Origin of the sequence: Actinomadura sp. 1N219, assembly GCF_044326405.1 — a bacterium.
In the GTDB taxonomy this organism is placed as follows: Bacteria; Actinomycetota; Actinomycetes; order Streptosporangiales; family Streptosporangiaceae; genus Spirillospora.
Genome location: NZ_JBIRAY010000012.1, coordinates 76909 through 90736, shown reverse-complemented (window position 1 = coordinate 90736; position 13828 = coordinate 76909). Strand labels below are relative to the sequence as shown.

The 13828-nt window shown below is 74.0% G+C and carries 7 protein-coding genes; 6 read left to right on the top strand and 1 reads right to left on the bottom strand.

Annotated features, from left to right (window positions below; translation table 11 throughout):
- Positions 1-156: 156 nt before the first annotated feature.
- The 6 genes from ACH35V_RS31230 (at position 157) to ACH35V_RS31205 (ending at position 12590) form a co-directional block, all read left to right on the top strand.
- Positions 157-933 (top strand): IclR family transcriptional regulator C-terminal domain-containing protein, encoded by a 777-nt coding sequence (locus tag ACH35V_RS31230; RefSeq protein WP_395977846.1) that lies wholly within the window; start codon positions 157-159, stop codon positions 931-933.
- Between the two features lie 215 nt (positions 934-1148).
- Positions 1149-2486: a cation:dicarboxylate symporter family transporter gene (locus tag ACH35V_RS31225; protein WP_395977844.1), complete on the top strand. Its 1338-nt coding sequence runs from the start codon at positions 1149-1151 to the stop codon at positions 2484-2486.
- The gene (locus ACH35V_RS31220; RefSeq protein ID WP_395977842.1) at positions 2483-3304 is read left to right on the top strand and encodes an SDR family NAD(P)-dependent oxidoreductase; all 822 of its coding nucleotides are present in this window, start codon (positions 2483-2485) and stop codon (positions 3302-3304) included. Before ACH35V_RS31225 ends, ACH35V_RS31220 begins: the two co-directional genes overlap by 4 nt.
- A gap of 161 nt (positions 3305-3465) precedes the next feature.
- Positions 3466-9411, top strand: a complete 5946-nt coding sequence (locus ACH35V_RS31215) for a hypothetical protein (RefSeq protein WP_395977840.1) — start codon at positions 3466-3468, stop codon at positions 9409-9411.
- Positions 9408-11429, top strand: coding sequence for an MBL fold metallo-hydrolase (locus ACH35V_RS31210; RefSeq protein ID WP_395977838.1), 2022 nt, complete (start codon positions 9408-9410; stop codon positions 11427-11429). Before ACH35V_RS31215 ends, ACH35V_RS31210 begins: the two co-directional genes overlap by 4 nt.
- 384 nt (positions 11430-11813) lie before the next feature.
- Complete coding sequence (locus ACH35V_RS31205; protein ID WP_395977836.1) at positions 11814-12590, top strand: SGNH/GDSL hydrolase family protein; 777 nt, start codon at positions 11814-11816, stop codon at positions 12588-12590.
- 34 nt (positions 12591-12624) lie between these two features.
- Here ACH35V_RS31205 and ACH35V_RS31200 read toward each other — a convergent pair whose 3' ends face one another.
- Positions 12625-13668, bottom strand: a complete 1044-nt coding sequence (locus ACH35V_RS31200; RefSeq protein WP_395977834.1) for a lysylphosphatidylglycerol synthase domain-containing protein — start codon at positions 13666-13668, stop codon at positions 12625-12627.
- Positions 13669-13828 lie beyond the last annotated feature (160 nt).

The window sequence follows — 13828 nt, the reverse complement described above, 5'->3', positions numbered from 1 at the left end:
CCTTCCGTTGTTCGGCGGGTGTCCGGGGCGTCCGGGGGCGTCCTGGGTGCGCGGGCGCGTCCCGGGTGCCGGAGACTAGGAGCTGTCCGCCGGAATCTGTTCTACTGACGAACGTTCGTGCGTCGGTAGGTTTACTTTGGAGTCGGGAGTCAAGGAATGTCAAGGCAGGACCCGGATGTGATCGACTCGGTCGAGAAGGCGTTCCGCGTGCTGGAGGCCTTCTCGGCGGACCATCCGACGCTGACCGTGAGCGAGGCCGCCGACCTCACCGGCCTGTCCCGGGCGACCGCCCGGCGCATCCTGCTGACCTGCGTCCGGCTCGGCTTCGCCGAGGTGGACGACCGGCGGTTCCGGCTCCTGCCGCGCGTCCTGCGCCTCGGGTACGGGTACCTCGCCTCGCTGCCGATCTGGGAGCGGGCCCAGCCGCACATGCGCCGGCTGGCCGAGGAGGTGCGGGAGTCGTGCTCGGCGGCCACGCTGGACGGCGAGGAGATCGTCTACGTCGCCCGCGTGCCGGCCAAGCGCAGCATGTCGATCGTCCTGAACGTGGGCTCGCGGCTGCCCGCCCACCCCACGTCCATGGGACGGGTGCTGCTCGCCGCGCTCCCGCCCGACCGCCTCCGCGACCGGCTCGGCGAGATGCGGCTCGACCGGCTCACCCCGCACACGATCACCGACCCGGACGCGCTGGCGGCGGAGCTCGCCAAGGTGCGGGACCAGGGCTACGCGGTCGTCGACGGCGAGCGCGAGGAGGGCGTGCGCTCGGCCGCGGCGCCCGTGCGCGACGGGTCGGGCGCGGTGATCGCGGCCATCAACGTGTCGGCCAACGCGGGCCGGGTCTCGGTCGCCGAGCTGCACGAGCGCTTCGTCCCGCTGGTCGTCCAGGCGGCGGACGCCATCTCCCGCGACATCGACTTCGTCCCCTCCACCTGACGCTCGCGCCTTCCGGCTGAGGCTCGCGCCCTCCGCCTGAGGCTCGCGCCCTCCACCTGACGCCCGCGCTCTCCGCCTGTGCGCGCCCTCCGGCTGACGTGCTCGGGGGCCGTTCAAAGTCGTGGCCTGCTCGGCTCTTGACCGGTGGTGGCGTGTCGGTCACACTCGCTCTCTAACCGGCGTACATCTGTGCGACAGACGAACAGAGGTGACCGATGTCCAGTGCCACGTCCGCCCTGCGGGCCGCCTTCACCACGAAACTCTGGCTGACGGTGCTGATCGCCCTCGCCCTCGGCGCCCTGCTCGGGCTCGTCGCGCCGGACACCGGGGCGGCGATGCAGCCGCTCGGCGACGGCTTCATCTCGCTGATCCGGATGCTCGTCGGCCCGGTGATCTTCTGCACGATCGTGACCGGGATCGCCTCGGCCGGCGCGCTCGCCGGGATGGGCCGCGTCGGCGTCAAGGCCCTGGTCTACTTCGAGATCATCACCACGATCGCGCTGGTCATGGGCCTGGTGGTGATGGACGTGCTGCGCCCGGGCGACGGCGTCCACGCCGACCCGGACGCGATCAAGCTCACCGGCAAGGCGAGCGAGTACGCAGCCGAGGGCGAGCACCAGCACTGGTACGACTTCCTGGTCAACATCATCCCGGAGAGCGTGGTCAGCGCCTTCGTGGACGGGAACGTCCTGCAGATCCTGCTCGTGTCCGTGCTGTTCGCCATCGCCCTCAAGATGATGGGCGAGCGCGGCGCCCCGATCGCGCGCGGCGTGGAGCGGGTCGGCGAGGCCGTGTTCGGCATCGTCCGGCTGATCATGTACCTGGCCCCGATCGGCGCGTTCGGCGCGATGGCCTACACCACCGGCAAGTTCGGCACCAAGACGCTGACCAGCCTCGGCACCTTCGTCGGTCTGTTCTGGGCGACGGGCATCGTGTTCTGCCTGGTCGTCCTGGGCGTGGTCGCGAGGCTGTGCGGCATCCGCATCATCCCGCTCTACCGCTACTTCAAGGACGAGCTGCTCATCACCCTCGGCACCGCCAACTATGAGGCCGTCATGCCGCAGCTGATCGAGAAGCTGGAGAAGCTCGGCTGCCCGCGGCCCATCGTCGGGCTGGTCGTCCCGTCCGGGTACGCGTTCAACTCCGACGGCGTGTGCCTCTACATGGGGTTCGCCGGCCTCTACATCGCGCAGGCCTTCGACATCAGCATGTCGGTCTGGCAGCAGCTCGGCCTGCTCGCCGTCTTCCTGATCACGTCGAAGGGCGGCGCGGGCATCGCGGGCGCCGGTTTCGTCCTGCTCGCCGCCAGCCTCTCCACCACCGGCGTCATCCCCATCGCCGGGATCATGCTGATCTTCGGCGTCGACCGGTTCCTGTCGATGATGCGCGGCATCGTGAGCCTGTGCGGGCAGATGCTGGCCAGCATCGTCGTCAGCAAGTGGGAGGGCGTCTTCGACCGCGACCGGGCCGTCCTCGTCCTCGCCGGCGGCGTCCCGGCGGACGGCGCCGCGCCCGCCGACCCGGTCCCGGCGGCCGCCGGCGGAAAGGCGTGACGGCCGGCGGAAACGGCGTGACCGGACGGCTGAGCGGCAAGGCCGCCATCGTCACCGGCGCGGGCAGCGCCGGCCCCGGCTGGGGCAACGGCCGCGCCACCGCGGTGATCTTCGCCGCGGCGGGCGCCCGGGTGCTCGCCGTCGACAGGGACGCCGCGGCCCTCGCCCGGACGATGGACCTGATCCGCGAGGCCGGGGGAGAGGCCGAGCCGCACGAGTGCGACGTCACCGACGGCGCCGCCGTCCGCGCCATGGCCGGCGCGTGCCGCGCGTCCTTCGGCCGGGTGGACGTCCTGGTCAACAACGTCGGCGGGTCCGCTCCCGGCGGCCCCGCCGAACTCGACGAGGACACCTGGGACGACCAGCTCGACCTCAACCTCAAGTCCGCCTACCTCGCCTGCAAGCACGTCATCCCCGTCATGCGCGAGCAGCGTTCCGGAGCCGTCGTCAACGTCGCCTCCACGTCCGGGATCCGCTACACCGGCTCGCCCCAGGTCGCCTACGCGGCGGCCAAGGCGGGCGTCGTCCAGCTGTCGCGCGTCACCGCCGTCCAGTACGCCGCGGACGGCATCCGCGTGAACACCGTCGTCCCCGGCCAACTCCACACACCCCTGGTCGAGGCGCGCCTGGCCGGACAGCGCGCCGGCGGCGACGTCGAAGAACTGCTCAGGCAGCGCCAGAGCCGCATCCCGCTCGGCTTCATGGGCGACGGCCGCGACACCGCCCACGCCGCCCTGTTCCTGGCCTCCGACGAGGCCCGCTTCATCACCGGAACCGAACTAATAGTCGACGGCGGCATGACCGCCCGCTGCGACTGACACGTCCGGACGGCGGCAAAGCACGGCATGGCGATGATGTGAACTCGATCAACATCATCTTTGCGTATTGATGGATATGACTTTGACTCTGCGTTATGCTCGCGTTACCGGGCGCCTCCGACGGGGCGCGGAGGCGGTGAGAGAGGGCGGGGTCGGTCGGGATGGGGCACGGCTCTCGGTGTGAAGGGTGTCATGAAGGGGCCGCGCCGTTCGGGTCTCTCGGGGAACTGGACGGCCTGGCGGAGCTCGAGGACGCGGCGCTGGCGGCGGTGTCGGCAGAGGACGTGCGGGAATTCCTGCGGCTCAGCCCGCCCGAACTCGTGCGGGCCGTCCTGGACGTCGTGCGCCTCGGCGGCAAGAAGAAGACGTCCCCGGCGGCGGCCGACCTGGTTCTGCGCACCATGCGGCATGGAGAACCCAGACGGCGGCAGGATCTGCGGTTCCTCATCGGCGGCGTGTACGTGCACGGATTCCGGAACGTCGACGGCCTGGACGCGGACGACTGCGTGAGGCTGCTCGGCGCGTCCACGGCCGCGGGCGTGCTGGAACGGGCGTCGGGGCTGCGCGTCCTGCTGGGCTGGGACGCTCCGGAGGCGATCGCGCGGTGGGGGCTGGTGCGCGTCGTCCAGGACGATCGTCCGCTCGCGGCGGTGGCGCTCGGCCTGCTGGCGGCCGAGCCCGATGAACGGGCGCCCGGAGCGCGCGCCATGTGGGACGCGCTCAGGGAACGGCATCCGGAACTGCCCGTCCAGCCTGCCGGGCTGCTTGAGGTGAAGGAACTCGCCGGGCGGGGGCCGGGGGAGGAGCCGCCGGGCCCCGAACGGCTCGCCGAGGAACTGGACGAGCTGCGCGGGCGCTTCCAGGACGCGGCCGACGCGAGCGACCGCGTCGCCGGGCGGCTGCGCGCCGGGCACCGCCCCGAAGACGCCGACCTGGCGCTCGTCCAGCGGGCCGTGGCCGACTTCGACGGCGTCCGGACGCGGATCGACGCCCTGCTCCCGGGGGAGCGTCCCGCCGAGCTGCCCGCGCTCGCGGCGGCGGTCCAGGCCGCGGTGGAGGCGGGCCAGAAGGACGACCGGGTGCGCGCGCTGCGGCGCATCGAGGGCCCGGAGGTCGTGGCCGGACTGCTGGACGAGGTCCGCCAGGCCGCCAGTGAGGAAAGCGAGGCGGACGAAGGGCTGGCCGTCCTCGCCGAGCTCATCGAGGCCCGCCGGGAGGAGCCGCCCTTGCGCGCCCCGGAACTGGCGGAGCGGGCGCGCACGGAACTGCCGTCCGCGTGGCACCTCCTCATCGACATGGCGCTGATCGGGCAACTCACGATCGCCGACGACGATGATGACGACGCTCCAGTGCCAGAAGCCGTGGAAGTGCCCGCTCCCCGTGAGGCGCCACCGGACGAGACCGTCCCGGACGAGACAGCCGGTGATGACCCTCCGCCTCCGCCCTCGGACGAGTCCGAGCTGTCCGAACTCGATGCCTTCATCGAGCAATCGCTCCCCGATGAACTCCCCGCCAAGACCGAGCCTCCGCCGATCCAAGCCCCAGTCGTCCGGACGGTCGTCCCGGAGCGAAACCGCGTTGAGCCGACCGAGATGGAGGCCCCCGTCGAGGAGCCCGAGCCCGGCCGGGCGCCTGGGCTGGCTGAGGCGGAGGCAGCCGCGCTGCAAGCGGGACGGTTCGGCCTCGCCGGATGGCTGCGGCGGACGGCGGGCCGCCCGGACGCGGAGGTGAACGCGCGGTGGTGCGCGGCGCTCGCGGCGGAGATGGCGGTGTTCGCGGGGCCGCTGTCCGCCGAGTTCGCCGCCGCGTCCCGGGACCTGGACGCCAAGGCGCTCGCCGACGACCCGGCGGGCGGGGTGCTGGCGTGGGCCGCCGCGATCCGGGCCGGGCTGGTGTATCCGGAGGCGACGCGGCTCGTGGACGCCCTGAACGTCGTCGTGTCCGGCCATCCCGTCCTGAAGGAGTGCGGTGAGGCGTTCGCGCAGGCGGCGCGGGCCGGGGTGTACCTGAGCCCCGGCATGGACGGCTGGATCCGTGGCGCGGCGGGGCTCGCGGAGGCCCGCCGCGCCGCGTCCGGGGAGGCGGCGCGGCTGCTGGACGAGGCGCCGCACCGCACCATCAAGCTGGCCCGCGCCACCGAGGTGTGGAAGGCGCTGCTGCTCAACGACGGCGTGGTCCGCCGCCTGCTGGAGCCGGCGGCGGACGACGACCCGGCGCGCGTGGACGAGGCCGTCGCCCGGATCGTCCGGCTGCGCGCCGGAACGGAGATCGACCGCCTGATCGACGAGACCGACAAGCGGGTCAACGGCCCGAAGAAGGGCAGGCCGATCATCGCGGGCGCGCGGGCGAAGCTGCACGCCTGGATCGACGGCGCCCTCGACACCGCCGGGCGGTGGGCGGCGGCCGTCAAGGAGACCGAGCAGGGCAGCGGGGCCACGGGCGGCAAGGACGCCGCGTCCGGGAACCGCGACTGGCGGGTCGGCCCGCTCCGGCAGCTCCGCGACACGGTCAGCGGCCGGCACCGGGAGGCCGACGCCGCGCTCGCCGAGGTGGCGATCACTATCGCGGGCACTGCCGGAGAAGCGGCAGAGGCGGCGGGGGCCGCGCGGTCCCTGCTCGGCGCCGCGTTCGCCCTGCTGGACGGGGCGGAGCTGGCCGGCGCCGAGCCGCCCGCCGCCCGCGTCCTCAACCGGGACCTGCTCCCGGCCGCCGGCGTCCCGCTCGACCCGTACACGCTGCGGCCGCGGGGGCCGGTCGAGCCGGAGGCGCTCGCGTCCGTCGCGCTCGCCGGGCCGCCCGACTGGGCCGCCGTGTTCGAGGCGCGGGCCGAGCGGCTCGACCACGAGGGCACGGAGGCGGTCGTGTCCGTCCTGCGCACGCTGGCCCCCGAGGCCGCCGAGAGGCTCCATGCCCGCCGCGACGACCTGGTCCGGGACGCCCGCGCCGCCCGCGACGAGCGGGTCGAGCACGTCCGCGACCTGATCGCGAAGTCCCGGCGGGACGGGCTGCTCACCGAGGGCGAGGAGCGGGAGGCCGAGCAGACGGTGCGGCTCCTCACCGCCGACCGCCACGACTTCGACCGGATCGGACGCGACCTCGACGCCCTGCTGGCCCGCATCGAGGAGCGGTGCGCGGCGAGCGCAGCGGCCGAGCGCGCCGCGCTCGCCGAACGGGCGGGGGAGTTCCGCGCGGCGGACGTGCGCCGCGTCGAACGGCACATCGACGACGGCGACCTCACGACCGCCCGCGAGTTCCTCGCGCAGCTGAAGGCGGGCAAGCAGCTCCCCGAGAAGTCGGAGGACACCGACTTCGCCCGGTTCTATCCGGCGTTCCCGGACGCGTTCCACCGCCGGTCGCTGCTGACGGGCAAGCGCGCCCGCAAGCAGGAGACCAGCGGCTACATCGACGAGCTCAAGGACGCCCTGATCGCCGGACGGGACGTCGCCGAGCCGGAGCTGGACGCCCTGCTGACCGGCGCCGGGATCGACATCGCGTCGATGCGGGAGGCGTCCCGGCGGGTGGCGGGGGAGGGGCTGCGCAAGTGGCTGAACCTTCGCGACGGCAGGACGAAGACCGCCGGGAACATGCGGTCGCTGATCGGCGCGATCCTGAAGATGGTCGGGCTGGAGGGCGTGCAGGGCGGCACCGACACGGGCCCGGACCGGATGTGGATCGGGCTGGACGACGTCCGGCACGTCGGGTCCTCCGGCGGGGCGCTGCTGCCGGCGTTCGGGTCGCAGAAGAGCCCGTCCGGGCTGCGGCTGCGGCTGCTGCTGCTGTGGGGGCGTCCCGGCGGCGAGCAGCTCGTGGACCTGCTCGGCGGGCAGCCGGAGGGCGAGACGGTGCTCGTGCTGTACTTCGGCGTCCTGTCGGCCGACGACCGCGAGCGCCTGGGCCGCGCGGCCCGGGGCCGTCCGGCTCCGGTGGCCGGGGTCCTGGACGACGCCGCGGTCGCCTACCTGGCGTGCCGTCCGCAGGATTGGCCGGTGACGGTGGCGCTGATGGCGCCGTTCACCGCCACCGACCCCTACACCCCGGCGGGCGACGTCCCGGAGGAGATGTTCTACGGGCGGTCCGAGCAGATCCGCAAGGTCACCGACCGGATGGGCCCGTCGTTCGTGTTCGGCGGGCGGCAGCTCGGCAAGTCGGCGCTGCTGCGCAAGGCCGAACGGGACCTGGACAGCGACCCGAACCGCACGGTGATCCTGCTGAACGTCCAGACGGTCGGGAAGGTGCGGTCGCTGTCGCTGTGGCCCAAGCTCGGCGACCGGCTGGCGAAGGCCGGGGTGATCCGGTCGGGGTTGGCGCGGCGCGAGCAGGTGATCGACGCGGTGCGGGCGTGGGCGGACGCCGACGGGAACCGGCAGCTGCTGATCCTGCTGGACGAGGCCGACGGCTTCCTCAACATGGACGCCGACCGCGGCCGGTTCGAGGACGTCACCGCGCTGCGCACCCTGATGGAGGACACCGGCCGCCGCGTCAAGGTGGTGTGGGCGGGCCTGCACCAGACGGCCCGGTTCCACAGCCTGCCGAACCAGCCGCTGGCGCAGCTCGGCGACCCCGTCGCGATCGGCCCGCTGGAGCCGCAGGACGCGTTCGACCTGCTCGTCCGTCCGCTGGCCACGCTCGGGTTCGTGTTCCCCGAGACGCTCGCCGCCCGCGTGATCGCCGAGGCCAACAACGCCCCGGCGCTCGTCCAGCTGTTCGCCGAGAAGCTCCTCGCGCGGCTGCGGGAGAGCCCGCGGCGCCTCCCGTATGAGATCACCCGCGAAGACGTCGCGGAGGTGTGGCGGGACCACCGGCTCGTCCGCGGATTCCAGCGCTGGTTCGAGCTGACGCTCAACCTCGACAAGCGCTACACCGTCATCGCCTACACGGTCGCGCTGCACGCTCTCGGCGACGGCGCCGACGAGACCCTGACGGTGAAGCAGCTCCGGGAGGAGTGCCGGTACTGGTGGGCGAAGGGGTTCGCGGACTGCGGCGGCGACGACTTCCGCAGCCTGCTGGCCGAATGCGTCAACCTCGGCGTCCTGGGCGTGGACGAGGGCCGCTACCGGCTGCGGACCCCGCACATCCTGCGGCTGCTCGGCGGCGTCCGCGAGGTCGAGAACGCGCTGGAGAACGTGGGCGACTTCGAGGAGCCCGACCATTTCGACGCGCACTCCTACCGGATGCCGCACCGGGACGGCCCCGAGCGCGCACCGCTCAGCATCGGGCAGATCACCGGGCTGCTGCGGCCGGGACGGCTCGTCCACGTCGTGGCCGGGTCGGCGGCCCTGCACGCCGACCGGGTCGTCGCCGCGCTGACGGCGATGCCGTCCGACCGCCCCGACCTGGAGATCAGAACCGTCCGGCCGGGGGACGGGACGTTCGGTGCCGCGGTGCTGCGCGCCCGCCGCCACCCCGGCCACGACGTGATCGTGGTCGACCTGCACGCGGCGCGCGACCGCGGCAAGTTCGAGCGGCGCTTCGCCGAGGCGCGGGACGCCGTCGCCGACACCACCGGCGACGGGACCCTCTCCGTCGTGCTCGTCACCGGCCCGGCCTCGGCCGCGGCCTGGCTCCGCTGCACCGACGCCGCAGATGTGGAACTGGTGCCGCTGCGGCGCTTCGACGCGTCCGCGATCCGGCAGTGGATGCTGGAGGACGCGCTCGGCTACCCCGACGACGCCGGGCAGCGCGACCTCGTCCGCCGCACCGGCGGCTGGCCGGTGCTCGTCGGCCGCGTCGTCACCGGCCTCGCCGGTCCGGGCCGCGACCGCGACCAGGTGCTGGAGGACGTCCTGCGGCACGTGCGCGACAAGCCCGGCCCCTTCCTGGACGACACGGGCGTGCGCGCCGACCCGTGCCTCGCCGCCGCGTGGCGAACCCTCGTCGCTGAGAACGCGCGCGAAACAGCCGAAGACCTCGCCGCCCTCCTCGCCCTCTTCGGCGAAGAGGGCACCCCCGGCCTGACACCCCCCGACCTGCGCGAACACGGCTACACCGGAACCCACGACCTGGTGGACGCGCTCCGCGCGCTCGGCGCCCTCGACTCCACGGCCGACGGCGCGCTGGCGTGCGAACCCGTCCTCGCCGACGCGACCCGCTGGGAGGAGGGCGAATGACCGCCGCAGTCCCGGCCCTCATGGAGGACGCGGTCGCTCCGGTGCTGCGCGCGGTGGCGCTCGCGGTGCTCGACCGTCCGTCCGCCGAGCGGCTCCCGTCCGACCCGGACGTGCTCGTCAAGGAGCACACGCCGATGCTGCTGGCGGCGCTCGCCCGGTTCCCCGCGCTGCGCAGCCGCGCCGCCGACCACCTGGCCGAAGCCGAAGCCGAGGTAGGGGACGGCGCACGCGCGCTCGCCGCCGTCCTCCTGCACCCGGACGACGGCATCGTCCGGGCCGGGCTGGCATGGGTCGCGCCCGGCCCCGACCGGACGGCGGAACGCGCGCACCGCGACGCCGAACGCGCCGCCCGCAAGATCGACCGCCTGAAGGCGCGGCTCAGGACCGCCCAGGGGCGGCTCGACTACGCGCAGCGGGACGCGCAGGAGGCGTCCCGGCTGCTCGCCGGGACCCGCGAGGCCCTCGCCGAGCAGGAGGAGCGGGCGGACGGCCTGACCCGCCGCCTCGCGATCGAACGCCGCAGGTGGCGGGACCCGCGGGCGCTCGCCGCCGCCCTCCTCGGCGTCCTCGAACGGGCGGGCGCGGCCCGCGGCGAGCACGTGACCGCCGCCGCCCGCGCCGCCGGCACGAGCCCCGACGAGGTCCTGACGGTCCTGCGCGCCGTCGTCGACCCGGCCCCGCCGCCCGCCGCCGTCACCGCCGAGCCCGGCCTGCGGGTCGTCCCGCTCGGCGGCGACGACCACATCGGCGGGTCGTGCCTGCTGGTCGAGGCGGGCGGCACCCGCGTGCTGGTCGACGCGGGGCTCCGGCCCGGCGACCCCGCCGGGCCGCCCCGCGACATCGCGCGGGCCCTCGACGGCCCGCTGGACGCGGTGATCGTCACGCACGCCCACAACGACCACTGCGGCTACATCCCGGCCCTCGCCGCCGGACGTCCCGGCCTCCGCGTCCTCGCGACCCCGGAGACCACGGTGCTCATGCCGGTGATGTGGGCCGACACCGCCAAGGTGATGGCGGCCAAGGAGCGCGGCCGGGCGCGGTGGGGCGGCACCGGCGGCGTCCTCTACGGGCCGCGGGACGTCGACGCCGCGGCCCGGCGCTGCGAGGAGCTGCCGTTCGGCGCGCCCCGCCGGATCGGCGCGCTGACCGTGGAGCTGTTCCCGGCCGGGCACATCCTCGGCGCCGCCGGCGTCGTCGTCCGCGCCGGGGACAGGCGGGTCGCGATCACGGGCGACATCTCGGGGTTCCGGCAGGAGACCGTCGGCGGCTGCGCCGTCCCGGAGTCCGCGCGCGGCGCCGACCTGCTCGTCATGGAGTCGACCTGCTGCGCCGAGGACCACGACGCCCGCGACCTGCGCGTGGACGGGCTCGTCCGCGCCGTCGCCGGGATCTGCCAGGGCGGCGGCCGGGTGCTGATCCCCGCGTTCGCGCTCGGCCGCGCGCAGGAGATCGCGCTGATCCTGCGGCGGCACCTGCCGGAGGTGCCCGTCCGGGTGGACGGCATGGCCGCCGACCTCGCCGCCGTGTACGAGTCGCTGGACCCGGGCCTGCGGGTGTTCGAGGGCGCCGCCGCGGTCGCCGACCGTCCCGCCGAGCTGGACGCGTTCCGGACCGGCGTCGTGATCTCCACGTCCGGGATGCTGACCGGCGGGCCCGCCGTCGAATGGGCGCGGCGGATCCTTCCCGAGCCGGGCGGCGCGGTGTTCCTCTCCGGCTACCAGGACGAGGAGTCCCCGGGCCGCGCGCTGCTCGACCTCGCCGCCAAGGGCGGGGACTTCACCTTCCGCGACCACGACCGCGAGGTCACCGTCCCGGTCCGCGCCCGCGTCGACACCGTGCGCCTGTCGGCGCACGCCGACCGCCGGGGCCTGCTCGGCATCGCCGACGAGGTCGCGGCGCGGGAGATCATGCTCGTGCACGGAACTCCGGGACGCCAGCACACCTTCGCCGAGACCCTCCGCGTCCGCGGCCACCGGACGGCCGCCGCCCACCCCTGGAACGCCGGCGCACCCGCGTGAAGGGCACGAAAAGGGCCCGCGAGCGAACGTCCGATAACGACAGGATGGCCCAATGCGGTCGCATGTCCGATTTCAAGTTGACGTGCTCCGGCGTCGCCACTATGTGCCAACGGGTGAGATTCCCGTCCCGGGCCGGCGAGGAAGTTCCCGCAGGCGCAATAGGGCAGGTGAGCGGCAGGTGGCCACTGGTGCGCCTGGCGGTGGAGGGGCGCGGACGGATCGCGCTAAACACGGTTTCAACGGCGAATTATGCCCAAATCCTGTTGATCAGATCGTCGGCTTGGGAGAATGGCCGTCTGGGTATTATGCGGGCGACACAATTCGATAACTCGCTCCGGAGTGCAGATGCGCCTCTCCCGCCCTTCTCTCGTCGCTTTCGGTGCGGTGACCTTCGCCGCCGGTTCAATGGTCTGGCCCGCGACCGCCTCGGCGGCCGCGACGAACTATGTCGCGCTCGGTGATTCCTACTCGTCCGGCACCGGCGCCGGGAGCTACGACCCTGACAGTGGAGCGTGCAAACGCAGCGCCAACTCCTACGCGAAGCTGTGGGCGGCGGCGAACGGCGCGTCGTCGTTCAAGTTCGCCGCCTGCTCCGGCGCGACGACCGCGACCGTCACCAGCGGCCAGCTCGGCTCGCTCAGCTCGTCGACGACGCTCGTCAGCATCACGGTCGGCGGCAACGACGCCGGGTTCTCCGACGTCATGCAGGTCTGCGTGCTGCAGTCGGAGTCGAACTGCAAGACCAGGGTCACGCAGGCCGAGACCTACATGACGAACACCCTGCCCGGACGCCTCGACTCGCTGTACTCGAAGATCCGCGCCAAGTCGCCGTCCGCCCGCGTCGTGGTGCTCGGCTACCCCCGCCTCTACAAGATCGTCAATGTGTGCGTGGGGCTGAGCAACGGCAAGCGCACCGCGCTCAACCGCGCCGCCGACACCCTCGACGGCGTGGTCGCCAAGGCCGCCGGCCGGGCCGGCTTCACCTGGTCGGACGTCCGGGACGAGTTCGCCGGCCACGAGCTGTGCTCCGGCGACGACTGGCTCAACGCGGTGACGATCCCGATCGAGTCGTCCTACCACCCGACCGCGCGCGGCCACCGCCTCGGCTACCTGCCCGCGATGACCGGCTCCGCCCGCGCCGCCGTCAAGCAGGACGCCTGACCCCGCCCGTTAGTGATCTACAACGTAAAGGTGCTCACCTGCGGAGCGTGCGGCAGGTGAGCAGGCCGATGGGGACGGGCGCCCAGAAGGTGACGGCGCGGAACAGCAGCACGGCGTGCAGGGCCGGGCCGGCGGCGATGCCGAGGGAGGCGAGCGCGGCCACCAGGGCGGCCTCGGTGGAGCCGACACCGCCGGGCGCGGGGATCGCCGCGCCCGCCGCGGCGCCCACCAGGTAGGCGGCCACGAGCGCGAGGGCGTCGGCCGGGCCCGCGCCCGTCCCCGGCACGGCGAAGACGCTCAGCGCGAACGCCACCCCGAGCACGAGCGTGGTCGCGGCGGACGCGGCGAGCGTGACCGCCAGGTCGCGGGGACGGCGGCACAGGTCGGCGAACCCGGCGACGGCCCGTCCGACCACGGCGGAGCGGGCGGCGCGGCGACCCCACAGCGCCGCGGCCGGCAGGAGGACGCCGCAGGCGATGAGCAGCGGGACGGGCGAGACGAGCCCGGCGGCCTGGGCGGCGTGGTGGCCCAGCGCGTCCAGCACCCGGCCGTTTCCGCCGCCGAGGCCGAGGACGGCGCCGAGCAGCAGCAGGTCCGCGGGGACGCCCGCCACCTGCAGCACGGCGACGGCGATCACCGCCCGGGACAGCGGCAGCCCGCGGCACACGAGGTAGCGGGTATTGACGGCCACGGCGCCGAGCCCGCCCGGCGTGACGCGGTTGGCGGCCGCGGCGGTGAACTGCGTCAGCGTCGTCTCGTAGAGCGGGATGGGCCGTCCGGACGCGCCGCGCAGCGCGATCGCCGAGCAGACGTAGTGCAGCACGGACAGCGCGACGAGCGCGGGCAGGAACTCCCACCGCATGTGCGTCAGCGCCGAGACGGCGCCGTCGAGGGCCGGCGGGCGCGGCGGGGCGGTGATCAGCAGCGCCGTCGCGGCGGCGGCGACGAGCAGGACCCCGAGGGCGGTCCAGCGGGACTTGCGGACCCGCTGGACGGGGGAAAGCGTCGCGGCGGCGCCGCCGGGGCCGGGGAGTTCGGCGGGCGCCGCGCGTTCAGCGCCGGCGGCGATCGTCTCCACACCTCAGTGATCGGCTACTTGATTGAAGAGTACGCGACCGCCAGGCCTGCGCGACGCGAACGCTGGGGGACGTTCACGACCGCCGCGCCCCGGCCCGACATCCAGGCGGAAGTTTTCTTGTCGGGCACGCCTCTTTGGTCCACGCAATAGATTCTTTTCA

What these genes read in the sequence shown, in the direction of transcription:
- ACH35V_RS31230 (WP_395977846.1), top strand. Translation starts at nt 157, where the DNA reads ATGTCAAGGCAGGACCCGGATGTGATCGACTCGGTCGAGAAGGCGTTC.
- ACH35V_RS31225 (WP_395977844.1), top strand. Translation starts at nt 1,149, where the DNA reads ATGTCCAGTGCCACGTCCGCCCTGCGGGCCGCCTTCACCACGAAACTC.
- ACH35V_RS31215 (WP_395977840.1), top strand. Translation starts at nt 3,466, where the DNA reads ATGGGGCACGGCTCTCGGTGTGAAGGGTGTCATGAAGGGGCCGCGCCG.
- ACH35V_RS31210 (WP_395977838.1), top strand. Translation starts at nt 9,408, where the DNA reads ATGACCGCCGCAGTCCCGGCCCTCATGGAGGACGCGGTCGCTCCGGTG.